27 protein-coding genes are annotated in these 22,783 nt (G+C 60.7%); 12 read left to right on the top strand and 15 right to left on the bottom strand.

What is annotated here, in order from left to right:
* Positions 1 to 10 precede the first annotated feature (10 nt).
* Both AC515T_RS11435 and AC515T_RS11430 read right to left on the bottom strand, forming a co-directional pair.
* Entirely contained in the window at positions 11 to 2,302 is a 2,292-nt protein-coding gene (locus AC515T_RS11435) for a type III effector HrpK domain-containing protein (RefSeq protein ID WP_496532555.1), read from the bottom strand.
* An 84-nt stretch (positions 2,303 to 2,386) separates the two neighbouring features.
* A complete protein-coding gene (locus AC515T_RS11430; RefSeq protein ID WP_496532554.1) occupies positions 2,387 to 2,941 on the bottom strand; it encodes an RNA polymerase sigma factor in 555 nt (184 codons plus the stop codon).
* Between the two features lie 242 nt (positions 2,942 to 3,183).
* On the opposite strand from AC515T_RS11430, the gene sctW reads away from it, so the two are divergent.
* From sctW to sctU, 12 genes are read left to right on the top strand one after another with little or no spacing between them, the layout of a single operon-like run.
* A complete protein-coding gene (sctW, locus tag AC515T_RS11425) occupies positions 3,184 to 4,290 on the top strand; it encodes a type III secretion system gatekeeper subunit SctW (protein WP_496532553.1) in 1,107 nt (368 codons plus the stop codon).
* Positions 4,290 to 6,389: a type III secretion system export apparatus subunit SctV gene (gene sctV, locus AC515T_RS11420; RefSeq protein ID WP_496532552.1), complete on the top strand. Its 2,100-nt coding sequence runs from the start codon at positions 4,290 to 4,292 to the stop codon at positions 6,387 to 6,389. The genes sctW and sctV overlap by 1 nt, the downstream gene beginning before the upstream one ends.
* Positions 6,390 to 6,421: 32 nt before the next feature.
* Positions 6,422 to 7,387, top strand: a complete 966-nt coding sequence (sctD, locus tag AC515T_RS11415) for a type III secretion system inner membrane ring subunit SctD (RefSeq protein WP_496532551.1) — start codon at positions 6,422 to 6,424, stop codon at positions 7,385 to 7,387.
* On the top strand, positions 7,384 to 8,733 hold the full coding sequence (locus AC515T_RS11410; protein WP_496532550.1) for a FliI/YscN family ATPase: 1,350 nt from the start codon (positions 7,384 to 7,386) through the stop codon (positions 8,731 to 8,733). Before sctD ends, AC515T_RS11410 begins: the two co-directional genes overlap by 4 nt.
* Before the next feature lie 2 nt (positions 8,734 to 8,735).
* Positions 8,736 to 9,182, top strand: a complete 447-nt coding sequence (locus tag AC515T_RS11405; protein ID WP_496532549.1) for a type III secretion protein — start codon at positions 8,736 to 8,738, stop codon at positions 9,180 to 9,182.
* A 6-nt stretch (positions 9,183 to 9,188) separates the two neighbouring features.
* Positions 9,189 to 9,743 carry a type III secretion system HrpP C-terminal domain-containing protein gene (locus AC515T_RS11400; protein ID WP_496532548.1) on the top strand — a complete coding sequence of 185 codons (555 nt, stop codon included), beginning with the start codon at positions 9,189 to 9,191 and terminating at the stop codon, positions 9,741 to 9,743.
* Positions 9,740 to 10,456 (top strand): type III secretion system protein, encoded by a 717-nt coding sequence (locus AC515T_RS11395; protein ID WP_496532547.1) that lies wholly within the window; start codon positions 9,740 to 9,742, stop codon positions 10,454 to 10,456. Before AC515T_RS11400 ends, AC515T_RS11395 begins: the two co-directional genes overlap by 4 nt.
* Positions 10,446 to 10,835 carry a FliM/FliN family flagellar motor switch protein gene (locus tag AC515T_RS11390; RefSeq protein ID WP_496532546.1) on the top strand — a complete coding sequence of 130 codons (390 nt, stop codon included), beginning with the start codon at positions 10,446 to 10,448 and terminating at the stop codon, positions 10,833 to 10,835. Before AC515T_RS11395 ends, AC515T_RS11390 begins: the two co-directional genes overlap by 11 nt.
* Positions 10,832 to 11,485: a type III secretion system export apparatus subunit SctR gene (gene sctR / locus AC515T_RS11385; protein ID WP_496532545.1), complete on the top strand. Its 654-nt coding sequence runs from the start codon at positions 10,832 to 10,834 to the stop codon at positions 11,483 to 11,485. Before AC515T_RS11390 ends, sctR begins: the two co-directional genes overlap by 4 nt.
* Before the next feature lie 7 nt (positions 11,486 to 11,492).
* Positions 11,493 to 11,759: a type III secretion system export apparatus subunit SctS gene (sctS, locus tag AC515T_RS11380; protein WP_496532544.1), complete on the top strand. Its 267-nt coding sequence runs from the start codon at positions 11,493 to 11,495 to the stop codon at positions 11,757 to 11,759.
* Complete coding sequence (sctT, locus tag AC515T_RS11375) at positions 11,760 to 12,554, top strand: type III secretion system export apparatus subunit SctT (RefSeq protein ID WP_496532543.1); 795 nt, start codon at positions 11,760 to 11,762, stop codon at positions 12,552 to 12,554.
* Positions 12,551 to 13,630: a type III secretion system export apparatus subunit SctU gene (sctU, locus tag AC515T_RS11370; protein WP_496532542.1), complete on the top strand. Its 1,080-nt coding sequence runs from the start codon at positions 12,551 to 12,553 to the stop codon at positions 13,628 to 13,630. Before sctT ends, sctU begins: the two co-directional genes overlap by 4 nt.
* 168 nt (positions 13,631 to 13,798) lie before the next feature.
* Here the strand turns inward: sctU and AC515T_RS11365 are convergent, their stop codons facing one another.
* From AC515T_RS11365 to AC515T_RS11305, 13 genes are all read right to left on the bottom strand, one after another.
* A complete protein-coding gene (locus AC515T_RS11365) occupies positions 13,799 to 14,146 on the bottom strand; it encodes a type III secretion protein HrpV (protein ID WP_496532541.1) in 348 nt (115 codons plus the stop codon).
* 2 nt (positions 14,147 to 14,148) lie between these two features.
* Positions 14,149 to 14,352: an HrpT family type III secretion system protein gene (gene hrpT, locus AC515T_RS11360; RefSeq protein ID WP_496532540.1), complete on the bottom strand. Its 204-nt coding sequence runs from the start codon at positions 14,350 to 14,352 to the stop codon at positions 14,149 to 14,151.
* The gene (gene sctC / locus AC515T_RS11355; RefSeq protein WP_496532539.1) at positions 14,349 to 16,445 is read right to left on the bottom strand and encodes a type III secretion system outer membrane ring subunit SctC; all 2,097 of its coding nucleotides are present in this window, start codon (positions 16,443 to 16,445) and stop codon (positions 14,349 to 14,351) included. Before sctC ends, hrpT begins: the two co-directional genes overlap by 4 nt.
* A 1-nt stretch (position 16,446) precedes the next feature.
* Positions 16,447 to 16,875 (bottom strand): type III secretion protein, encoded by a 429-nt coding sequence (locus AC515T_RS11350; RefSeq protein ID WP_496532538.1) that lies wholly within the window; start codon positions 16,873 to 16,875, stop codon positions 16,447 to 16,449.
* The gene (locus tag AC515T_RS11345) at positions 16,862 to 17,086 is read right to left on the bottom strand and encodes a type III secretion protein (RefSeq protein ID WP_434702646.1); all 225 of its coding nucleotides are present in this window, start codon (positions 17,084 to 17,086) and stop codon (positions 16,862 to 16,864) included. Before AC515T_RS11345 ends, AC515T_RS11350 begins: the two co-directional genes overlap by 14 nt.
* Positions 17,087 to 17,165: 79 nt before the next feature.
* Positions 17,166 to 17,747, bottom strand: coding sequence for a type III secretion system stator protein SctL (gene sctL, locus AC515T_RS11340; RefSeq protein ID WP_496532537.1), 582 nt, complete (start codon positions 17,745 to 17,747; stop codon positions 17,166 to 17,168).
* 32 nt (positions 17,748 to 17,779) lie between these two features.
* Complete coding sequence (locus AC515T_RS11335) at positions 17,780 to 18,310, bottom strand: type III secretion protein (protein ID WP_496532536.1); 531 nt, start codon at positions 18,308 to 18,310, stop codon at positions 17,780 to 17,782.
* Complete coding sequence (gene sctJ / locus AC515T_RS11330) at positions 18,307 to 19,113, bottom strand: type III secretion system inner membrane ring lipoprotein SctJ (protein ID WP_496532535.1); 807 nt, start codon at positions 19,111 to 19,113, stop codon at positions 18,307 to 18,309. Before sctJ ends, AC515T_RS11335 begins: the two co-directional genes overlap by 4 nt.
* A 9-nt stretch (positions 19,114 to 19,122) precedes the next feature.
* On the bottom strand, positions 19,123 to 19,497 hold the full coding sequence (gene sctI, locus AC515T_RS11325) for a type III secretion system inner rod subunit SctI (RefSeq protein ID WP_496532534.1): 375 nt from the start codon (positions 19,495 to 19,497) through the stop codon (positions 19,123 to 19,125).
* 12 nt (positions 19,498 to 19,509) lie between these two features.
* Positions 19,510 to 20,541 (bottom strand): harpin HrpZ family protein, encoded by a 1,032-nt coding sequence (locus AC515T_RS11320; protein WP_496532533.1) that lies wholly within the window; start codon positions 20,539 to 20,541, stop codon positions 19,510 to 19,512.
* 59 nt (positions 20,542 to 20,600) lie between these two features.
* Entirely contained in the window at positions 20,601 to 20,864 is a 264-nt protein-coding gene (locus tag AC515T_RS11315; protein ID WP_496532532.1) for a type III secretion system major pilin HrpA, read from the bottom strand.
* A 93-nt stretch (positions 20,865 to 20,957) separates the two neighbouring features.
* Positions 20,958 to 21,866 carry a sigma 54-interacting transcriptional regulator gene (locus AC515T_RS11310; RefSeq protein ID WP_496532531.1) on the bottom strand — a complete coding sequence of 303 codons (909 nt, stop codon included), beginning with the start codon at positions 21,864 to 21,866 and terminating at the stop codon, positions 20,958 to 20,960.
* Positions 21,867 to 21,916: 50 nt separating this feature from the next.
* Complete coding sequence (locus AC515T_RS11305) at positions 21,917 to 22,759, bottom strand: sigma 54-interacting transcriptional regulator (RefSeq protein ID WP_496533112.1); 843 nt, start codon at positions 22,757 to 22,759, stop codon at positions 21,917 to 21,919.
* Between the last annotated feature and the right edge of the window lie 24 nt (positions 22,760 to 22,783).

The following is a 22,783-nucleotide window of genomic DNA, read 5'->3' as shown; positions in this document are numbered from 1 at the left end:
CGCGGATGGATCAATGCGCCTTGGCGATACCGAACTGGTTCAGTACCGGGTCGACGTTATGGTCGAACGCCTTCTGCGCCTTGTGCTTCTTCACGGCGTCGACAATCATCGAGATGCCGAACCCCAACGCCATGGCACCGTCGATGGCCCAGCCGATCACCGGAATCGCCGCCCCCAGCGCGGCCCCGGCAGCAAGGCCGGTGGCTTCGCCGGCAACCATGCCCACGGCACGGCCGACCAGTTGACCCGCCATGCGGCCAAGGCCACCCGAAGCCTCGCGTCCGAGCAGCTTGGCCCCGACCTCGACGCCCTCCTTGGCCGCCTGCCCAGCCAGTTTGGTGCTGTCGTAAATGGTTTGCGCGGCGCCCAGCTTGTCGCCGTGGGCGAGCATGTCGGAGACCGAGGCGAAGCCCATGACCGACTGCAGCGCCTTGGGGCCCATTTGCGCGGCGATCTGGCTCGCCATCGAGGGCCCCTTATCACCGTCATCGGTCTTGCCTTCGAGCAGCTTGCGGCCCTTTTTCGAGTTCTGTAGCTGGGCAAACGTGGCGTCCAGATAGTTCTCGTGCTGGCCTTCAGTGAGATCGCTGGGCATCACACTGTCGTAGATAGCCTTGCGTGCATCCGCTGTTTGCAGGGCCAGATCAGCATCGACTTTTTTCTGTCCGAGCAATTGCTTGAGTGCGCCACCTTCACTGAAGTTACGCGCATAGGAGTCGCCGATTCGCGCGTGCAGGTCCACCCGGCGATCCAGTACGTCGGCAGCGCTGGGCACCTTGGTTTGCGGAAACAGGTCTTTCTGCAACTCCAACTGGGCAGAGAGTCCGCTGATGGCGTCACTGTAGTCGGCTACGGGGTTATGTTTGTCGACGGCCCGGTCGGCTGTCTCCATGTCGGTTTGCAACGCCTTGCCGCTGTTGACGTTCTTCGCCTGTTCTTTCACCGCTTTTTGCAGTGCGGCATCGCTGCCCACCAGGGCGCGTTCCTGCTCGGGAATACTCTTGTTGAGGTACGCCTGCACGTCTGGATCGGCCTGTAGTTGCGCGATTCTATCGGCCAGGCCCTGCTCGGTTTTTTCGGTGTTGCGCAAGCCGCGTCCGGCAATCACGCTCTGCTGGGTCTGTTGCAACTTGACCATGACGGCGGCTTTCTGCGCCCCCGTGTAGGACTTGGGCTTGGTGAACACCTTCTCATCAAGCTTGCTGATATCGATGCCGGCCACTGCATTGAGGGTTGCCGCATCGCTGAGCATGCCGGCGAACTGCCCGCCGTTGGTGGGGGCACTCTTCTTGATCCACTCACTCAGGTTCTTGGCGTTGAACAACAGGTCGGGGCTGTGTGCGGCCTTGGCGCGCCCGCTCATCCCCGCCTCGTCAAGCTGGCCGAGAAAGCCCGGCTGTGCCCACGTGTTGCAGGATTGCTTGAGCGCCCCCGAGAGCCCGGGGTTGTTTTTGGACAAACCGTTCAAGTCGTCGGCGCTGATATTACCGTCTACCTTGGTCTTGTTGGCCGCCCCCACGGCGTTGTGGGGATCGGCAGCCGTTACCAGTGGCAGGTTCGCTTGCATCAACGAAGCATTGCGCACCATTTCCAGAGATTGCGGATCGGCGTTGGGATTATCCTTTTGATACCTGGCCAGATCTTTGTCTGCCTTGTCGGCGGCCTTCTCCATATTCTTGGCGAACACCTTGAGGTCTTTGTTGGTGATCTTGCCATCCGCGCTGCCGCCACCCTGGGCGACGTCCACCGCCGTTTTCAGCGCCGGGTTGGCGTTGATAAACGCCATCGCCTGGGCCGCTTCGGGCCCATCGCCCCTGGCCATCCTCGCGGCAGCAATCGGCCGGTTGAGCTCCTTTTCTGCTTGCAGACGCTCCTCGGGCGGCAAATGCGCCACCAATGGTTCCCAGCGTTTCAAGGCTTCAGGGGACGAGAATTCGGAGTTATCGAGAAAGGCCGCATCGGCCGCTTTCGGCGCGTTGGCGGGGTCGGAGGCATCGGTGCTCGGAACTTTGGCAGGCGCAACCGGAGCGCTGGGGGTGACCTGTTTTGGCGAACCGCATGACGGCGACTGGGTCTTGGTATCCCCTTTACCCTGGAACAGTTGATTCAGGAACGATCCTGCCGCCTGCGTGGCATTTTGAGTCACGCCCAATGAATCCGCCGTGTCCAGGCCGAACTGCACCCCGGCCTGGACGCCGCCGCCATTGTCACGTGGCGCCCTGGCAACCGGCAAGTCACCCGCCAGTTCACCAGAAGTGGGTCGATGCACGTTACCGCTGTAGGGAGAACTGGAAATTCGCATGGGAAGTCGCCATCCGGGAGTGAAGGATGGCAACTGTGTGGTTGGCGAACAAAGTTGGTTCCCGACAGCGATCCAAAGACTCGCTCAGGCAAAGGGATCTATCTGTTGCTTGAGCTGCACGCGCGCCCGCGACAGCCGCGAACGTACGGTGCCAATCGGCACGCCAAGGCTGCTGGCCGTGTCCTGATAGTTGCCATCCATTTCCAGACAGGCCTCCAGCACTTTCTGCATGTTCGGCGGCAGGCAATCAATCGCCTGGATCACCCGTGTCAGTTGCCGATGACCATCCACCTGATGGCCGATGTCGGCATGCCCGTCCTGCTCGGAATGCATTTCATCCTCCCAGCTTTCCTGGAACGGCTGCCGGTACATTTTGCGAAAGTGGTTGCGGATCAGGTTCAGCGCGATGCCACATAACCATGTCTGCGGTTTACTGGCATGTTGAAATTTATGCTCGCTGCGCAAGGCCTCGAGAAAAACGCATTGCAGCAGATCATCGACATCATCGGGGTTCATCACTCGTTTGTGAATGAAAGCCCTGAGCATCTTTATCTGATCACTGCTCAACTGACGGATTCCGCTGGACGACGCATGCGGGTGGGAAGGCGCTGCATCAAGAACCACCATACTCTGCAACATGGGAATACCCCTTATCTACCGTTGGGCAATCCCTATAGCGATATCCATACCAACCAAAAAATAGATTTAACTCATTGAAACAAAACGATTTTTTAATTTTGATATTTTTTTAGATACAAAATATTGCACAAATGCCCTTCTGGCTCGACGGCGTTTGGCACAGACGCACGGCTTCCTTCGGCAGGGAACTGAACCCGGTGTACGGCCCACTCAGCGGGCATGACCAGGCTCAGAAACGCCCTATGAAAATCGTCGCTCCAGCTCTATTGCAGCCCTCACCTGCCGTCGCGCCCACCCGGGTGGCGGCGCCCATTGCGCAGCCGTTGCAAAACGTCGTTCAGCACAACGCAGGGACTTCGCCGCAACAGGTCTCGCGCTTCGCCGCTGCGCTGGTGCAGCACAGCCGTATCCTGAGTCAGCGCGAGCTGATAGCCAGCATCAATGCCTTGCAGTCGCGAGCCGTCAAACTGGGCGAGCTCTATCAGTTGCTGATGGGCGCGCAGGACACCGGGCTGGATAACGCCGCCAGGATGCTGCGCAAAAAACTGCAGATGGAAAACTCGACGGACCTGTCACAGGTCCTTGCCTACACCGACGGCGACGCAGCCAAGGCCCATGTGCTGCTGCAAGCAGCCCGCAAGCAAGCCCAGTCCGACGGTGCCACAGGCGAGCACGTTGTACTGACCCAGCACTTGAAGCTGCTACGACGCAAGTACGGACCACGGGCGCGGGCCGGGATCAATACCGCCAAGGCGTTCGCTCGACCCAGCCTGGACAGCAAGCGCCGGGGGACCCTGCGCAACCTTTACAGCGTGGCGGTTTCCGGTCAGCCGAATATCACCGGGCTGATCGAAGCACTGCTCGACGAGCAGCAGGAACCAGGGCAATTTGACCTCAACCTGCGTGACATGCGCAGCGCGATCGCCGACGATCTGTCGGCCTTGACCCCCTCCGCCTCCCACGAACAACTGCGCACGTTGATGCACGGCCTCAATACCGCGCGACACGTAACGACGCTATTGCATGGCTGCGAGCATTTACTGGGCCGCATGCGCAACAAGAACCCCGAACTGAACGTCGATCCACCTGCCTTTCTCAAACATCTGCTGACGCTCACCGCCAATGGCATGAACTTGAGCCAGACCCTGCAACTGACCCAGCACATCGCCGGCAAGCCACTCAAGCATCAGTTGGCGTTCCTCAACGGCCTGCGTCCGATGCTGTTGCAGTTGCCGATCCTGCTGTGGCGCGACATGAAAAGCCGCCAGAACGCACTCGGAAATTTACTGACGTTGATGGCCGAACTCACTGCGCAAGAACAGAAACAGCTTTACGGGGGCCTTGCCTGATGCATCAAGTCATCAATGCGCTGAACATGATTGCCCTCTCCGCCATGCGCCGTTCGGAGATAGTGGGCGCGCTCTTCGTGATCGCCGTGGTGTTCATGATGATCACGCCGTTGCCCACCGGGCTGGTCGACGTACTGATCGCGGTCAACATCTGTATTTCCTGCCTGTTGATCATGCTGGCGATGCACTTGCCCCGGCCCCTGGCGTTCTCGACCTTCCCCGCCGTGCTGCTGCTGACGACGATGTTTCGCCTGGCACTGTCGATTTCCACCACACGGCTGATCCTGCTCAACCAGGACGCCGGGCACATCGTCGAAGCGTTCGGCGAGTTTGTGGTCGGTGGCAATCTGGCAGTCGGCCTGGTGATCTTCCTGATCCTGACGGTGGTCAATTTCCTGGTCATTACCAAAGGCTCGGAACGGGTCGCCGAGGTCGGTGCGCGGTTTACCCTCGATGCCATGCCCGGCAAGCAGATGTCGATCGACAGTGACCTGCGCGCCAACCTGATCAGCGTGTACGAAGCACGCAACCGTCGCGCCGAGCTGAACAAGGAAAGCCAATTGTTCGGTGCCATGGACGGGGCGATGAAGTTCGTCAACGGCGACGCTATCGCCAGCCTGATCATCGTCGCCATCAACATGATCGGCGGCATTTCCATCGGCGTGGTGCAACACGGCATGAGCGCCGGTGATGCCTTGCAGCTCTACACCGTACTGACCATCGGCGACGGCCTGATCGCACAGATTCCGGCGCTGCTGATCTCCGTCACCTGCGGCATGATCATCACCCGCGTGCCCAATACCGAAGCAGGTGTGGAAGCCAATATCGGCCGGGAGATTGCCGAGCAGATCACCAGCCAGCCGAAGGCCTGGATCATCGCCGCTGTTGCCATGTTCGGCTTTGCCATGTTGCCGGGAATGCCGACGGGGGTGTTCATCACCATCGCTATCATCTGTGGCTGTGGCGGCCTGTTGCAGTTGCAGCGGGCCAAACCCAAGGCGGAACAGGAAAGCGCGGTGGTCGTCGCTCCGGAAATGAACGGCCAGGAGGACCTGCGCACGTTCTCTCCCAGCCGGCAATTCGTGCTCCAGTTTCATCCTGGGCAGGACTCCGGCCGGATCGAGGCGCTGGTCAGCGAAATACGCCAGCGACGCAACCGCCTGGTGGTGCAGTACGGCCTGACATTGCCCTCGTTCATCATCGAGTACGTCGATCACCTGTCGCCGGATGAGTTTCGCTTCACCGTGTATGACGTGCCGTTACTCAAGGCGACCTTTACCCATACCCATGTCGCGGTGGATGAACGCCTGCTGGACAGCGGCACCCCACCCATGGCCATCCCCGGCACCGCCGACCGCCAGGAAGACCAGTGGGTATGGCTGCCCGCCAACACGCCGGACCTGCACGACGGCAGGCTCGCCCAGGTCGACGCCAGCACGCTGATCATCGAGCGCATGGAGCGTGCGTTGCAGTCTTGTGGGCCGCAGTTCATTGGTTTGCAGGAAACCAAGGCCATCCTCAACTGGCTGGAGTCCGAGCAGCCTGAACTTGCCCAGGAAATGCAACGGGTGATCACCCTGACGCGGTTTTCCGCGGTCCTGCAGCGTCTAGCCTCCGAATGCGTGCCGCTGCGCGCGATCCGGTTGATCGCCGAAACCCTGATTGAACATTGCCAGCACGAGCGTGACATCAGCGTACTGACCGACTACGTGCGTATCGCCCTCAAGACCCAGATTTATCACCAGTACTGCGGCGTAGACGGCCTGATGGTGTGGCTGTTGACCCCGGAAAGCGAAGGCCTGTTGCGCGATGGCTTGCGCCAGACGCAAACCGAAACCTTCTTCTCGCTAAGCAGCGAGATCAGCCAGACGCTGGTGCAGCAGTTGCACATGGCCTTTCCCGTGCGAACCTCCGAGCAGGCCGTCTTGCTGGTCGCGCAAGACCTGCGCAGCCCGCTGCGCACCCTGCTCAAGGATGAGTTTTATCACGTGCCCGTGCTGTCGTTCGCCGAGATCAGCAACGCGGCCAAGGTCAAGGTCATGGGTCGCTTCGATCTGGAAGACGATCTCCAAGCGATGGATAACGATCATGCCGCTTGAGCCGGACTCGCTCAGCATCGGGAGTTTGTCGGATGTTTGAATTACGCGTACTCAACGGCCAGCATCAAGGCGCAGCCCTGCCGCTGATCGGCGAGCAGTGGTCGATTGGCGCTGCCGGACAACAGGATCTGTCCCTGGACGACCCCGGCATTGCGGACCTGCATTGCCGCCTGCATCGCTCGGACGAGAGCTGGAGCCTGGCGGCCGAACAGGGCACGGTCTGTGATGAGGAAGGTAACGCTACGGCCAGCGTCGAACTGATCCCCAACAACGCCTTTATGCTGGGCTCGGTGTGGCTGTGCGTCTCGCCCGCCGAGGATGCCTGGCCAAGCGTCCCGGCGGTCATTGCAAAACCGCCAGAGGTCGAGGCTGAACCGTTGCGCAGCACGGCCCCGCTGGAAAAAGTCAAAACGCGTTCGCAGTTTCTCAACCGCACCACGGGAATCATCGCCGGCCTGCTGATTGGCATTATCGGCAGCGCCTGGAGCCTGACCCGCCCGACCGCTACGACACCGCCAGATAGCATCGCTCAGGTAGAGCCGGCAGCACCGGAAAAACCTGCGCAGGCGCCAGCGAACGAGACCCGCAAGGTCGCCGACAAACGCACGCGCCTGGCGAGCACGGAAGCTGCGCGACGCACGCTCGACAGAATGCTCAGCGACCGTCTGCTCACTGACGTAAGCATCGAGGAAACGCCGCAGGGGCTGGTGCTCAATGGCAGTCTCAAGGACGAGGCGCTGCTGGTGTACCAACGCATGCTGCAACGCTTCAAGGACAACTACGAATCGCCAGTGACGGTACTCGATAACGTCGCCAGTGCGCGCAATGGCCTGCCCTTCGTGATCGTGCAAATCATGACCGGACCGCATGCCCACCTGGTGACTGCCGATGGACGCCGCCTGTATGTGGGCGATGAACTGCAAGGCCTGCGTCTGACCCGCATTGACGATCAGCGCCTGCAATTCGACGGTGACCGCCACATCGAGGTGAACTGGTGAATGCGGCGCTGAATCAATGGAAACACAAGCATTTCGAGCGTCTGGCAAACTACTCTGCCGTGCGCGTCAGCGGTCGGGTCAGTGCGGTGCGCGGCATTTTGCTGGAGTGTAAGATTCCCGCCGCCAAGGTCGGTGACTTGTGTGAGGTGAGCAAGGCGGACGGCAGCCTGCTGCTCGCCGAAATCGTCGGTTTTACTCAGGATTGCACCTTGCTCAGTGCCCTCGGTGCCCCGGACGGGATTCAGGTGGGCGCACCGATTCGTCCGCTGGGCATGGCCCACCGAATTGGCGTGGATGACAGCCTGCTCGGCTGCGTGCTGGATGGCTTCGGACGGCCCCTGCTCGGTGATTGCCTGGGTGCCTTCGCAGGTCCGGACGATCGCCGCACAACCCTGCCGGTCATTGCCGACGCTCTACCGCCGACCCAGCGACCGCGTATCAGCAACGCCCTGCCCACCGGTGTGCGCGCCATCGACAGCGCCATTCTGCTGGGCGAAGGCCAGCGTGTCGGGTTGTTCGCGGGCGCTGGCTGCGGCAAGACCACCCTGATGGCGGAGCTGGCCCGCAACATGGGCTGCGACGTCATTGTCTTTGGCTTGATCGGCGAGCGGGGCCGTGAATTGCGCGAGTTTCTCGATCATGAACTGGACGAAACATTGCGCAGCCGCTCCGTACTGGTCTGCGCGACGTCCGATCGGTCCAGCATGGAGCGAGCCCGCGCCGCGTTCACCGCGACGGCTATCGCCGAAGCGTTTCGCGCTCGGGGCCAGAAGGTACTGCTGCTGCTCGACTCGTTGACCCGGTTCGCTCGCGCGCAGCGTGAAATCGGCATCGCTTCCGGCGAACCGTTGGGCCGCGGTGGCTTGCCGCCGTCGGTGTACACCTTGCTGCCACGTCTGGTGGAGCGCGCCGGCATGAGCGAAAACGGCTCGATCACTGCGCTCTATACCGTACTGATCGAACAGGACTCGATGAACGATCCGGTGGCGGACGAGGTGCGCTCGCTGCTCGACGGCCACATCGTGCTGTCGCGCAAGCTGGCCGAGCGCGGACATTATCCAGCTATCGATGTGTCCGCCAGCATCAGTCGGATCCTCAGCAACGTCAGCAGCCGCGAGCATCAACGGGCGAACAATCGCTTGCGCCAACTGATGGCCGCCTATAAGCAAGTGGAGATGCTTCTGCGCCTGGGTGAATATCAGGCCGGGGCCGATCCGGTCACCGATTGCGCCGTCGAACTGAATGACGCCATCAACGCCTTCCTTCGCCAGGACCTGCGCGAGCCGGTTGCCCTGGAGCAAACCCTGGACGATTTGCTGCAGCTGACCTCGCGGTTACCGGAGTAGCTGTGGAGGAAGCCCTGGAAGAGGATCCGCAACGGGTCGCCCTGGAGCAGGTGATCGGCCTGATCACTCCCCTGCGCCAACACCGCCAGGCCAGCGCCGAACGGGCGCAACGCCAGGCCCAGGTGGAACTCAATTCGATGCTCGACCACTTATCAGAGACCAGGCTGGTATTGAATCAGGAACGCGACAACCACCGGCAGCGCCGCCAAAGCCTTTCGGCGGCTCATCTGGAAAAGACCATCAGCCTCAAAGACGTGGACCGTTGGCACGAGAAAGAGAAAAACATGCTCGACCGCCTCGCCTTGATCCGCCAGGACCTGCAGCAACAGCAATTGCAGGTCGCCGAACAACAGGCACTGCTTGAACGCAAACGTCTGCAAGCCAAAGCCTTTCAACGGGCAGTCGAGATACTCGCCTGTCTGAGCGAGACCCTCAATGAAGAAGGTTAAGAGCCGATGACTGCACCGATCAAACCGCCACCAAGGCCACCAACCGCACCGCAGCGTGCTGCGCATACGGAGTTGCCCGCGGCACCTTTGAGCGAAAAACGGCCAGCCTTTGGCTCCCCAAACCGCAGCGATGCACACGGCAGTCGAACAACCCTGAATAGACAGGCGCAGGACATGCCGATGAGCACCGACGGTCTGTTCTTTTCACAGCTGCTGGTGCTGCCGGTAGGCGCCGAGCCAGACTCGCAAAGCTTCGCCGGCGGCGGCGTCACATTCCCGTTGCGGGCCGAACAGGTGCCGACCCAGCTGATCGATGAGTTGGCGCAACGCCTGCCGGATGAACCACAGGGGCCGCTCAGTTTCACGTTGATAATGCCCAACCTCGGCAGCGTGCGTGTGCACTCCCACAAAACCGATAATCGCTGGAACGTCCAGCTCGGCTTTGCTCGCCGCGACGTGCTCAAACGCCTGCAAGGGCATGTCGGTGCCTGCCGGGATTCACTCTCGCAGGCGTTGGGCCTGGAAGTCGAACTGGACCTGCACGCAGATCTTGAGACATGAGCACGCTGAAACTGCGCAAGGTCAACGCCCTCCAGGCCCGTGTTACCCGGGAGCTTGGGAGCGGTCAGGGTCTGAATTTGCGCGCTGGGGACCAAGACGCCGAGCTGACGCTGCTGCCGCCACTGACCGCGACCGACCTCCCGGTCGGCGGCGTTTGGCTCAACAGCGCAGTCGGTGCGTTGTGCCTCACCGATGCCGAGGCGCTGCTGAGCCTGCTCGGCGATACGCCGCTGACCCTGCAAGGCGAGCACCAGGACTGGTACTGGCAGTTTTTCAACCAGCGCCTGAGCCCGATGATCGCCGCCCTGCTCGCGCCCATTGAACCGCTGTCCGACCACCCGACGGCAGCGACTGTCGGCTGCCGTCTCCAGGTTCGCCGCGCCGGCCAGACCGTCCATGCCCACGTGCATGCAACGCCCGAGACCCTGCTTGGGCTGCTGCGCGCGGCCCGCTGGCAAGCCCGCCACCAACCGCTGGACGAAGCCTGGCAAGTGACCACGCCGTTGCTCATTGGCGAGCTGGCGTTGACCTTGGAGCAACTGCGCTCATTACGTCCTGGTGACGTGGTACTGCCCGTCCTCTGCCAGTTCGATAGCGGCGGACAAGGTCATCTGGCCCTCGCCGGACGACGCTGGGCAGTACAGGCCACCGGCCAGGCACAGCAACTTTTCTTGCAGCTAAGCCACGAGGAGCACCCGCTCGATGAGCACTGAAGATCTCTATCATGACGAGGTCGAAACCCTCGACGACGATGACCACGCGCTGGACGAAACCGCCGCAGCGGACGCCGCCCCGCCTCGGTCCGGGCCGTTCGACAGCGATGACGATTACGCACCGTACGCGCAGCCGGACCGAATGGATTCGTCCGGTTTTCAATCGCTGGCACTGGCGCTGACCCTTCGCTGCGGGGAACTCAAGCTGACCCTCGGCGAACTGCAAAGGCTCGGCCCCGGGACCATCCTTGAAGTCAGCGGCATTGCGCCCGGCCACGCCACGTTGTGCCACGGCGAGCACGTGGTGGCCGAAGGTGAACTGGTCGACGTCGATGGCCGGCTTGGCCTGCAGATTACCCGGCTGGCGACCCCATCATGATCATGGAGGGCATGAATCCGGTTCTGCTGGCGCTGTTTCTTGGCGCCTTGTCGCTGATTCCGTTCCTGTTGATCGTCTGCACCGCTTTTCTGAAGATCGCCATGACGCTGTTGATCACTCGCAATGCCATTGGTGTCCAGCAGGTCCCGCCCAACATGGCGCTGTATGGCATCGCCCTGGCCGCCACGATGTTCGTCATGGCCCCGGTGGCCCACGAAATCCAGCAACGGGTGCAGGCTCATCCGCTGGAACTGGGCGACACCGATAAGCTGCAGGCCAGTATCAGAACCGTGATCGAACCGCTGCAACGCTTCATGACGCGTAACACCGACCCCGAGGTCATCACCCACCTGCTCGACAACACTCAGCGCATGTGGCCCAAGGAAATGGCCGATCAAGCGAGCAAGAATGACCTGTTGCTGGCGATCCCGGCGTTCGTGCTGTCGGAGCTGCAAGCCGGTTTCGAGATCGGCTTTCTGATCTACATCCCGTTCATTGTCATCGACCTGATCGTGTCCAACCTGTTGCTGGCCCTGGGCATGCAGATGGTTTCGCCGATGACCCTGTCACTGCCGCTCAAGCTGCTGCTGTTCGTGCTGGTGTCGGGTTGGTCACGCCTGCTCGACAGTCTGTTTTATTCGTACATGTGAGGCAGCCATGGAAGCGTTGGCGTTGTTCAAGCAAGGCATGTTCCTGGTGGTCATCCTGACCGCCCCGCCGCTCGGCGTTGCGGTGCTGGTCGGCGTGGTCACCTCGCTGTTGCAGGCGTTGATGCAGATCCAGGATCAGACCCTGCCATTTGGTATCAAGCTAGGGGCGGTCGGGCTGACCCTGGCCATGACCGGCCGCTGGATCGGCGTCGAGCTGATCCAGTTCATCAACATGGCTTTCGACCTGATCGCCCGCTCTGGAGTCGCCCACTAGATGCCCTTCGAGGCGCAGGACGTCTTCGAGCTGATGCTGGGCATGGGCCTGGCGATGGCTCGCTTGCTGCCCTGCATGCTGCTGGTGCCGGCGTTCTGCTTCAAATACCTGAAGGGCCCATTGCGTTATGCCGTGGTGGCTGTCCTGGCAATGGTCCCGGCGCCGGGTATCAGCCGCGCCTTGACCTCGCTGGACGAGAACTGGCTGGCCATCGGTGGCCTGCTGCTCAAGGAAGCCGTGCTCGGTACGTTGCTGGGGCTACTGCTGTATGCGCCGTTCTGGATGTTCGCCTCGGTCGGCGCCCTGCTCGACAGCCAGCGCGGCGCGCTCAGCGGCGGCCAGATGAACCCGACTCTGGGCCCGGACGCGACCCCGTTGGGCGAACTGTTCCAGGAAACGTTGATCATGCTGGTGATTCTCTCCGGAGGCCTGTCGCTGATCACCCAAGTCATCTGGGACAGTTACAGCGTCTGGCCGCCCACGGCCTGGCTACCGGGAATGACAGTGGAGGGGCTGGATGTGTTTCTCGATCAATTGAGCCAGACGCTGCACCATATGCTGCAATACGCCGCGCCCTTCATCGGCCTGCTGCTATTGATCGAGGCAGCACTGGCGATCATCGGGCTGTATGCGCAACAGCTCAACGTTTCGGTGTTGGCCATGCCGGCCAAGAGCATGGCAGGCCTGGCTTTCCTGCTGATTTACCTGCCCACGCTGCTGGAACTGGGCAATGGTCAACTGGCGAAACTGGCCGATCTGAAGTCGCTGCTCAGCCTTCTGGTACAGGTGCCGTGAGCGAAAAAACCGAAAAAGCCACCCCCAAACAATTACGCGACGCCCGAGAAAAGGGCCAGGTCGGGCAAAGTCAGGACCTGGGGAAGTTGATGGCGTTGATGGCCGTCAGCGAAATCACCTTCAGCCTGGCCGATGAAAGCATTGATCGGTTGCAAGCATTGCTGGCGCTTTCGTTTAAAAGCATCGACTCGCCCTTCACCGTCGCGCTCGAGCTGATTGCCAGCGAAGGCCTCGCCGCGCTGGTCTATTTCACCCTGTGCAGCGTCGGCCTGGCGATGTTGATGCGCCTGCTCGGAACCTGGGTGCAGATCGGTTTTCTGTTCGCGCCCAAGGCATTGAAAGTCGACATCAACAAGATCAACCCCTTCTCACACGCCAAGCAGATGTTTTCCGGGCAAAACGTCACCAACCTGCTGCTCAGCGTACTCAAGGCCGGCGCCATCGGCGCAACGATGTATACAGTGGTCAAACCGGCGCTGGGAACCCTGGCCCTGTTGGCCAACAGCGACCTGACCACTTACCTGCATGCGCTGGTGGCCCTGTTCCAGCACATTATGCGGGTGATCCTGGGCCTGCTGCTGGTGATCGCCATGGTCGACTTCGCCATGCAGAAGTACTTCCACGCAAAGAAACTGCGCATGAGCCACGAGGACATCAAGAAGGAATACAAACAGTCCGAAGGCGATCCCCACGTAAAAGGCCATCGCCGGCACCTGGCCCATGAAATCCTCAACCAGGAGCCCAGCGCGGCGCCAAAGCCGGTGGAAGAAGCGGACATGTTGCTGGTCAATCCGACCCACTACGCGGTGGCTCTTTACTACCGGCCCGGGGAAACACCTTTGCCGAGGATTCATTGCAAGGGCGAGGACGCCGAGGCACTGGCGTTGATCGCACGCGCGAAAAAAGCCGGGATTCCCGTGGTACAGAATATCTGGCTGGCGCGCACCCTGTACAAGGTCAAGGCCGGCAAATACATCCCCCGCCCCACGCTGCTGACGGTCGCCCACATTTACAAAGTGGTCCGCCAGCTCGATGAAGTCACCGATGAAGTGATTCGCATCGACGACGCACCGTGAAGCCGGCTTTCAATCACCGTGGCGCGGGAGCTCCCGTCGCGTCTTCGACGCTGTGCTGTCGTGCAGGGAACAGACTCTGTGGCGAGGGAGGTCGCTCGCCTAACACATTGCCGAACTTTTTTTTAGATATTTTTTAAAAATCAGAACTCACAAATTTCCAATGAGAGCTTACTGACTTAGGTGATCCAGCCCCGCCAGTTGCAAGGCATGGCGCCGGATCTCATCCAGGCTGGCGGTGGTGGCGGTGTCGCTCACTGCATGCCACACCACGAAGTCGTGCCGGACATCCAGGAACAGGAAGTAATAACTCAATTGCTCAGCCTGGGTGAAGCGCCGTTGCAGCGCATCATGCAGTTGTTCGGGGCGTAGGGCACGGCCTTCGATGTGCAGCGCAATGCCCCAGTCATGATGTTCACAGCGGCTGACAAACGTGACGCCTTGGGCGACCGGCCAGACCGCCATGCGCCGGGCGGCCACCTGTGCGTAGAAAGCCGCTTTTTCCGTGACTTCGATCATCGCTAATCCTTCAGTTGCACGACGGTGTAATCGCGATCCTTATCACTTTCCTGCAAACCTTCGCGCATGTCCGGTGGCCACCAGATGACCAGTTCGCGGTCGTTGGAATCCGGACGCTTGCAGGCGTACCCGGAGCAGCCCTGCGTGGCGCACCCGGTGAGGGTGGCCAACAGCACGAACAGGAGTGCAACACTGGCGGTCTTCATGGTTTCACTCCCCTGAGCAGCGAAGGTCGGCTCTCTTTGGCCATCTTTGAGATCTGCGGCAGGCGCACGGCGATGTACACCTCGCTTTCCTCGCCCGGTTGCAGCCAGGCATGGGGCCAGGCGGAAACGCCGATGACCCAGCGACCGCCGCAGCGGCTTTCGTCGATCCGTACCGGCTTGTCGGTATTGTTGCGCGCCACGACCACCGCAACGCCCCAGTCTTTCTGGACAAACCACTGCGAGCGCTGATGGTCCAGCGTCAGGCCTTCGCCCGGATCACACAGGCTATCGGTTTCAAATGGCAAGGCTTCGCCGGTGCGCATGCCCGCGGGAGCGACGCCGTCGACCATCTGGGTAAAGACTCTCTGGATATCGCCCCGGGTCGGCAGCTCTCCCCCGTCGCGTCGCTCCTTGATTTTTTTCATCTGGTCATCGATGTCGTGGGGATTGCCGTTCTCTACGTAGCGCGCCGGGTTGACCTGGTCGCCAATCAACCGCGGCGTCAGGATGAACAACCGCTCGCGCTGGCTCAACTCTCGACTGCGAGATTGGAACAGCCATTTACCGATGTAAGGGATGTCGCCCAGCAGGGGAATCTTATGCACCCGGTCATTGGCCTCCAGCCCATGGAAGCCGCCGATCACCAGCGAGCCATGCTCGGCGATCACCGCTTGAGTGCTGACGTTGCCCTTGCGCACACTCGGCTGCGCGTCATTGATGGTCGATACATCGATCTGACCGTCCTCGATGTCGACGATCATCTGTACCTGAGGCTTGCCCTCATGGTCCAGCGAGCGCGGGATCACTTGCAGGCTCGTACCGGCGGTGACGGGTACGATAGTGGCAGCCCGTTCAGACGTGGCGGTCAGGTATTCAGTGCGACTCAAATCGATCACCGCAGGCTGGTTCTCAAGCGTGAGGATCGATGGATTACCGATGACCGATGCCGACCCGTTACCCTCCAACGCATGCAGCTCCGCGGAAAACTTGCTGGCGTTCTGAACGAACAACGTCGAACTGGTCCCGGCGTCGAACAGATTGGCGCCGCCGCTGAAACTGCCCGAATTGAAGTTCCAGCGGCTGGACAACTCAGCCAGTTCATTGCGGTCGATGTCCAGGATAACGGCATCGATTTCGATCAGGTTGCGCGGTACGTCCAGCTGCTTGACCAGTGTCTCGTACACGGCCTTGCGCTCAGGCAAGTCATAGATCAGCACGGAGTTATTGCGTATATCGGCACTGACACGAATGCTCGCACGGCCACCTTCCTTGCCCTTGCCAGGTTTGCGGCTGCCGTAGCTCAGGACCCTGTCGAGGCCTTGTTGCAGGATGCCGGTGTCCACGCCGCCGGAGCTCATGTTGTAAGGCAGGCCTGTAGCGCCTAGCGCGCCGACGCTCGAACCGCCACCCGCGGCGCCCGACAGCAGCTTGACACTGCTGATGTCGTAGCCACGCGAACGGCTTTCCAGCAAATCCTGGAGAATGCTGGCGACGCCGGCCACCGTCAGTTCCTGATCGCGATAGTGGATGGTGCGATCCGCAGCGTTGGCGTACCTCAGCGGCAGCACCACGATGTCCTGTTTGTCGGCCTTTTCCGGTGGCTCGACCTTCTTGCTGTAGTCACGCACGAACTCGACATATTTGGCCGGACCGCGAACCAGCACCACGCCTTCGTCCGGCAACGCGCCCCAGCCGAAACGCTTATCCAGCAGGCCCACATCGGTCAAGGCCGTTTGCAGGTCATCCACCGCGTCGGAGGAGACCTCGATACGCGCAGAGGTATGCTCGCTGGACGGGCTGATGTACAGCGTGTCGTTATAAACGAACCACTGGAAGTGGTATTCCTGGCCCAGCCGCTCCAGGAAAGCCTCGGGATTCTCGGCACGGATGCGCCCATCGAGCTTGCCGGCGATGGGTGTCATGTCCAGTCCCAAGCCAAATTCCTTGGCAAAATCCGCCAACGCCGTCGCCAGTTCAGTCTGGCGGGCGTCATAGGCATAGGCGGTGTGTTTCCAGGACTCGGGGACGGCTGCCCAAGTGGCGGGCGTCACCCCGATCAACAACAGAGGCAACCACATCAAGGCCTTGCGCATTTCACACTCCTGGTTGCCGGTGATTGAGGTTTGTGCGTCCAGACACTGACGCCTGATTGTGGATAGCGGTGTGCATCAGGCTGAGCATGGCCGCTCGTTGGTTGGCCAGGCTTTCCAGACGGTCCAGCAACTGAGCGGTGCTACACGGGGCCGGTAGCCAACTGACCAGCACCACACAGCGGGTCTGCGGATCGATGGCCAGCGCGCCCTCGCAGGAACACGCCAGGCTTGCGCCGCCTTGACTGAGCAAGGCTCCGATCCTTTGTGGGTCGCTGGCATCATAGGGATCGAGCAAATCGATGCTGCAACACACCCCGCCGCCGAGCACCGCCAGCCGTGCGTTGGCGTCATCGATCCAGCAGTCCAGCGGCGTCGGCGCAAGCTGCCTGGACCACTGGTCGAGGATGTCGGTGAAGTCACTGAATTCCATCGATGATCGCTTTGGTGATGCCGTGCTTGGCTCGCAGGGTTTCATTGACGGCGATGCTGGCGACATCCGTTTCCCGCTGGGCATCGTTGAACGCCTGCAGGTCTTCGACGGAACCACTTTCCGAGGCGTCCATCGCCGCATCATCCATGTCGGACTGGGCGCGACTCATGGAGTGGTCGAGGTGGTTTTGCAAGCTTTTGAAGTTGATCACTGCGGGGACTCCGACTGAAGGGTTCATCCCTTGAGTGGAGCAAACAGCCAAGCGGTTCCATGGTCCGGTGAAGTTGCTTTCAATCAGCTCGATCAACACTTAGCAGCCCGTCGCGAAGGCTTGCCCAGTCAATATCGAACGCGCCGTTGGCGTCACTCAGGCGCAGGCTGCCCAATGCCAGCGTTGCATCACCGCGCAGCTGCCAGTGCTCGGAAAACCGGCTCTGCGCCAGCCACTCGGCCAGGGGTTGGAGCATGTCCGGGTGGGCGCTGAGCGTCGCGACGTTCTTATCGGGCTGGCTGGCCGCCAGATTTTTTACCAGCGCCCGCGCCCGCTCGGCCAGCGTGGTGTCGTCGAGCAGATGCCGCAATGCGTCGTTGAGCAATTCTTCCAACGCTTGCATTGCCTGTTGCTCGAATGCGCCGCGCTGGCTCTTCAGCTCTGCCAGAAACCCGTTGGCCGTTTCCCAGAAGCTGGCCAATGCCAGGGCCTGAAGGCGGCCGCTCTCTTCTTGCTGGAGCATCAACATCTGCTGCGCTTGCCGGCGAGCGTCGGTGAGTACCTCGCGCGCCCGCAGACCGCCAGCGATGTCTTCACGGCGCAAAATCGGCTCAGGCAACACCGCCGCGTCCGTCAGAGCAATACTGCGTTTAGCGAGCATGGAGACCTCCTGGCGCGCGCAATGAAAGGGGCTCAGTTCGCCATGACGCGCCAAAGGATGGCTTGCCATAACGTCTGGAGTTTGTTTTCAGGGGCCTGCGCCGGGCTATCGGCCACTTCACCGGGCGCCCATGCCAGGCGCAATCGTGACCAGCACGCCGCCCCCAGCCAGGCGCCAAGCAAAAGGCGCGCATCGTCACAATCGGGATGCAGCCAGGCACCGGGGCGCAGCGCCTTGCTCACCGCCCAACACCATTGCCCGTCGGCCCCGTCACTTTCTGTCTGGGCAAAACAGATGCACTGCGCCAGCACCAACGCCCGATCGCGCTGCGACGTTGATAATTCGAGCCAGCGCAATACCGGCTCGGCAGCCATCGGTGGTTGGCTGGGATCGATACCGACGCTTTGCAGAAACACCCCGTGGCGGCTGGCCATTAGCGCTTCGCAGGCACGGGTCGATAAGCCCACCGAATCGGCAAATCGGCTCTGCCAGACCGGGTGGGCCCAGTCCCAGGGATTGCACCACCAGTGGACCCACCGATCCTCGGCGCTCAGCTGCGTCATGCCCGGGCCGGTACGTTCGAATGACTGCGCCGAGCGAGCCCTACTCGACTCAGCAATGCCATGCGCCAATCTGCGCGCAACAGCAGTGCGACGATCAGCAGAAAAAGCACTGCGCCTGCCGGTATCAGCCAGAGCATCAGGTTCCAGAACGCCAGATTTGCGCTGTCAATCTTGAACGGGCCAAAGCTGGCCCACTGGGTGGTTTCCTGGAACTCTGCGGCGGGCACGAAGACGATGGCAAACTTCTTGGCGTCGACCGATTGGGCGGACATCCCTGGAATACTGCTCGCGACCATCTGTTGAATACGCCCACGTACGCTATCAGGGTCGAGTGCGGCCGAGTGTTTGATAAAGACCGCGGCGGATGCAGGTTGAATCGGCTCCCCTGGTGCGACGCGTTCAGGCAACACCACATGCACCCGCGCCACGATCACGCCGTCGATCTGCGACAGGGTCGCTTCAAGCTCCTGGGACAACGCGTAGATATAACGGGCCCGCTCTTCGAGAGGCGTCGAGATCACGCCGTCTTTCTTGAAAGTCTCCCCCAAACTGGTACGCGAACGCCGAGGCAAGCCCGCAGCGTCCAGCACCCGCACGGCACGATTCATTTCCCGCGTGGCGACAGTGATCACCACCCCGGTTTTTTCCAGGCGTTTTCGCGCATCAATGTGCTGATCCGCCAGGCGAGCAACGATCTCATTGGAATCCTGCTCGGACAAACCGGTGAACAGATCAGTTTCATCACTGCAGCCGCCGAGCAGCAGCATGCAAAACAGCAGCAGTCCTGCGCTCAAAAAATTCACGGAGGGCCTCTACTGCAGATTGGTCAGCTTATCGAGCGCCTGGGCGCTCTTGCTCACGACTTTGGTCGTTAATGCCATTTGCAACGAACATTGCGACAGCGCACGGCCCATCTGGAGAATGTCCGTGCTGTCTTCAGTACCGGCGACTTTCTTCACCGCGCGCAGCGCCTGCTGCGAAAGCTTTTCGGTATCCCCGAGACGTGCGGACAACGCCCCGGCGACCTGATCGGAAAGATGGGAACCCGCCTGTGAGCTATCCGGACGTACCGCCGCGTTGAACAGATCGACATCTGCCTGGTCCGGCTCGGAGACGAGCGCTTGTTGCACATCTTGCCCAAGCTCCGGCGAAATGTTTTTCAGGTGAGTAACGTGGGAAATGCTCACAGGCGTTCTCCGTCAGGCCACTGGCTGGTTATTGCTGCCTTGAAGCAGCGCGTTGATGATCTGGGCCGCGGCTTGCGCTGCACTGTCTTGCAGGTCATGACCTTTGAGGGAGGCTTCCAAGCCCTTTTCGATCACCCCACCCAACAGCCGCCCCAGATCGAGCGTCGATGGATCGTCACCCGGAGGTGTCTGCGCCTGCGGCGAGTTATTCAGTGGGGAACCCAAACCACCACCCGACAACAACGACTGCACGCCACGCTCTACCAACTGGCCCAGGGCGTGAGCGATATCGTTGCCATTGCCATTGAGGTTCGAATCGGGCTGAGTCTCGAGATCGGAATCGCCGAGCGAAACGGGCGAGTTCTCAGGGTTGCTCACAAGGCTGCCAAGGCCACCGTCAACAGGGCTCGCATCACTCTGTTGCTGGCCGAACTGCTGACTGATCAGATCGAGGGCCGAACGGAATTTCGCGGTTTCGTCAGCGTCCAGGAAGTTGTCTTCCTGGAGTTCCTTCGTCCACGAGCCCGAGTCCGGCGGTGGGAACTGAGCCTTGTTGTCATCCATGAATTGCGCGACCTTCGACAGGATCGGCATGTCGTCCCGGGAGAACTTCGTACCGCCGCTCAGCTTGATCAACAGGTCATCCAGCAAGGCTTTGCCGAGGCCGTTCAACACTTGCGCCATCAAATCGGACTGCCCGGCACCAGAGCCGCCACCCAAACCGCCGCCACCGGAAGACACGTCTGCGCCAGCGCCGAAATTATCCCCCAGCTTCTGGTGAATCAGCTTTTCGAGCGCTGCCGCGATATTCTCGACCCCGCCGCCCTGCTTGCCCATGGCGGCCATTGCCTTGGCGAGCATCTTGCCCAAGGGTGAACTTTCGTCCAACTGGTCGTGTTTGGTCAGGGCCTTGACCAGTTGAGCGATCACATCCAGAAGCGCCTTGCTAGACTTGCTTACGCCACCAGCCAGGCTGTTGTCGAGCGGCAAGACCAGCACCAACGCCGAACCTTGCAGTGAATTAACGCCGTGGGGACTGTGCATGAAACTTCCATCCTCAAGTAGCCCCCCCCCTCTGGCGAGGACGGGGGCATCAGAAAGAATTAGTAACTAACGCCTTTCGCACTCTGGGCCGTGGCACTGATCTTCTTGTTGGAAGAATCGTCCTTGCCCGACTGGATGGCGTTGTACACGTCCATGGTCTGCTTCTTGATGGTTTCCGCCGACTGCAACGCGATCAGTTTGGCCTGGTTGGCATCCTGCTCCTTACTGGCTTTTTCCTGTGCATCAAGAGCCTTGTTGTTGTTGCTGGAGCTCGAAGGCAGGTTGTACTGCTGACCACCGCCGTTGTTATTAACTCTAGGCATCGCAAATTACCTCTTGGTGTGCACCAGCGTGATTGCTTGGTACTGACTAGGTGGCAACGAGCGGCGAATCGGTTCCAGCCACTGCGCAAAAAATCAGATGCGCAGTTCCTTGATGCGTCGATAGAGCGTACGGCGTGGCATGCCCAGTTCGGCACTCACGGCATCGACACAGTTTTGATGGCGCTTGAGCGACTCCTGGATCAAGGCTTTTTCGATCACTCGCAACTGTGACTTGAGCCCGCCGGCCGGGTGCTCTTCTTCGACCGCCCTGGCATCGAGCACAGGAAAACCGAGCACGAATCTCTTCGCCGCGGCCTTGAGCTCACGGATATTGCCGGGCCAATCGTGTGCCAGCAGTTCCTGTTGCAACAGAGGGGTAACCGAGGGTGACAGCAGGTTCAGATCGTTGGCGAGCACGGCGGCAAACCCCTTGAACAACGGCACGATGCGCTCACGCTGCGTACGTAGAGGCGGTAATTTCAGGGTCAGCACGTTTAGTCGAAAATACAAGTCGCGGCGAAAGTGCCCCTGCTCCACTGCATCGTCCAGCGAGCGTTGCGCCGAGGCAATCACCCGGATATCGAGCCTGATCGTCGAGGTCGAGCCCAGCCGCTCAATCGCACGGGTTTCCAATACGCGGAGCAACTTGGCTTGCAGGCAGAGCGGCATGCTGTCGATTTCATCCAGGTACAGGATCCCGCCTTGTGCCGCTTCGATGTAACCGATCCGCGAACGATCCGCCCCGGTGTAGGCGCCGCTGGTCACACCAAACAACTCGCTCTCAGCCAATGATTCGGGGATCGCCGCGCAGTTCATCGCCACCAGAGGCCCCTTGCGGCCTGACATCGCGTGAATGCGTTGCGCGATCGTGTCTTTGCCCGTGCCGGTCTCCCCGGACAACAGCACATCGATACCCAACTGCGAAATACTTTCGGCGACGATATCCAGATTGGGGATGCATTCTTCGGCAAAATCTTCTTCGAACCCATCATCAAGACTCATCCACGACCTCTAGCCCATCAGGTTTACGCAAATACGGCTGCGTTGCAGTTTCAAGCCCAAGCAGCAAGCTGCGCATCGACCCCCAGCTCCTTCATGCGGTGGTAGAGGGTGCGCCTGGGGATTTGCAACTCTTGAACCACAGCCGCTACATTTTGCCGGTGCCGCTTCAGCGCATCCTGGATGAGCGTTTTCTCGATCATGCGCAACTGGGCGCGCAAATCGGGCGCCGGGCTGCGGACCTCTACCGTCTCCGCGTCCAGCAATGGGAGCCCCAACACAAAACGCTTGGCTGCCGATTTCAGTTCACGAATGTTGCCCGACCAATCATGGCTGAGCAGAAGCTGCACGCGAGCGCTGTCGAGAATCGGAGCGGGACGACCGAAATCTGCGGCGATGCTCTGGGTGAACTGGTCGAACAATGGCAGGATCTGCTCGCGGCACTTACGCAAGGCTGGCAAGTGGAGCGTCAGCACGTTAAGCCGAAAAAACAGGTCGCGACGGAAAAGCCCTTGTTCCACCAGTTGATCCAGCGGCCGTTGGGTCGATGCAATGATCCGTAGATCCACGGGAATGAAGGTCGTGGAGCCGAGGCGTTCGACACCCCGCGTTTCCAGGACACGCAACAACTTTGCCTGCAAGCTCAACGGCATGCTGTCGATCTCGTCCAGGTACAGCGTGCCGCCTGCGGACGCTTCGATATAGCCCTTGCGGGAGCGACAGACGCCGGTAAACGCGCCATTGACCACGCCAAACAGCTGGCTTTCGGCAAGCTGTTCCGGAATCGCCGCACAGTTCATACCTACAAATGGCCCGGACCTGCTGGACCGTTCATGGAGGTGGCTGGCCAGCGTGTCTTTGCCAGAGCCCGTCTCTCCGCACAACAACAGATCCATGTCCAGAAAAGCATCGTTTATTTC

The organism is Pseudomonas sp. FSO-7 (assembly GCF_059579345.1).
The sequence above is the reverse complement of the archived record's forward strand: the minus strand, read 5'-3'. Positions and strand labels throughout refer to the sequence as shown.

Bases quoted from the DNA above. Each gene is read 5' to 3' on its own strand.
- sctS (WP_496532544.1), top strand. From the start codon at position 11,493: ATGGAAGCGTTGGCGTTGTTCAAGCAAGGCATGTTCCTGGTGGTCATC.
- AC515T_RS11430 (WP_496532554.1), bottom strand. From the start codon at position 2,941: ATGTTGCAGAGTATGGTGGTTCTTGATGCAGCGCCTTCCCACCCGCAT.
- AC515T_RS11350 (WP_496532538.1), bottom strand. From the start codon at position 16,875: ATGGAATTCAGTGACTTCACCGACATCCTCGACCAGTGGTCCAGGCAG.
- sctL (WP_496532537.1), bottom strand. From the start codon at position 17,747: ATGCTCGCTAAACGCAGTATTGCTCTGACGGACGCGGCGGTGTTGCCT.
- AC515T_RS11395 (WP_496532547.1), top strand. From the start codon at position 9,740: ATGAGCACGCTGAAACTGCGCAAGGTCAACGCCCTCCAGGCCCGTGTT.
- sctC (WP_496532539.1), bottom strand. From the start codon at position 16,445: ATGCGCAAGGCCTTGATGTGGTTGCCTCTGTTGTTGATCGGGGTGACG.
- AC515T_RS11390 (WP_496532546.1), top strand. From the start codon at position 10,446: ATGAGCACTGAAGATCTCTATCATGACGAGGTCGAAACCCTCGACGAC.
- sctV (WP_496532552.1), top strand. From the start codon at position 4,290: ATGCATCAAGTCATCAATGCGCTGAACATGATTGCCCTCTCCGCCATG.
- sctW (WP_496532553.1), top strand. From the start codon at position 3,184: ATGAAAATCGTCGCTCCAGCTCTATTGCAGCCCTCACCTGCCGTCGCG.
- AC515T_RS11310 (WP_496532531.1), bottom strand. From the start codon at position 21,866: ATGAGTCTTGATGATGGGTTCGAAGAAGATTTTGCCGAAGAATGCATC.
- AC515T_RS11400 (WP_496532548.1), top strand. From the start codon at position 9,189: ATGACTGCACCGATCAAACCGCCACCAAGGCCACCAACCGCACCGCAG.
- AC515T_RS11315 (WP_496532532.1), bottom strand. From the start codon at position 20,864: ATGCCTAGAGTTAATAACAACGGCGGTGGTCAGCAGTACAACCTGCCT.
- sctD (WP_496532551.1), top strand. From the start codon at position 6,422: ATGTTTGAATTACGCGTACTCAACGGCCAGCATCAAGGCGCAGCCCTG.
- AC515T_RS11335 (WP_496532536.1), bottom strand. From the start codon at position 18,310: ATGACGCAGCTGAGCGCCGAGGATCGGTGGGTCCACTGGTGGTGCAAT.
- AC515T_RS11365 (WP_496532541.1), bottom strand. From the start codon at position 14,146: ATGATCGAAGTCACGGAAAAAGCGGCTTTCTACGCACAGGTGGCCGCC.
- AC515T_RS11320 (WP_496532533.1), bottom strand. From the start codon at position 20,541: ATGCACAGTCCCCACGGCGTTAATTCACTGCAAGGTTCGGCGTTGGTG.
- sctR (WP_496532545.1), top strand. From the start codon at position 10,832: ATGATCATGGAGGGCATGAATCCGGTTCTGCTGGCGCTGTTTCTTGGC.
- sctT (WP_496532543.1), top strand. From the start codon at position 11,760: ATGCCCTTCGAGGCGCAGGACGTCTTCGAGCTGATGCTGGGCATGGGC.
- hrpT (WP_496532540.1), bottom strand. From the start codon at position 14,352: ATGAAGACCGCCAGTGTTGCACTCCTGTTCGTGCTGTTGGCCACCCTC.
- AC515T_RS11435 (WP_496532555.1), bottom strand. From the start codon at position 2,302: ATGCGAATTTCCAGTTCTCCCTACAGCGGTAACGTGCATCGACCCACT.
- AC515T_RS11305 (WP_496533112.1), bottom strand. From the start codon at position 22,759: ATGGATCTGTTGTTGTGCGGAGAGACGGGCTCTGGCAAAGACACGCTG.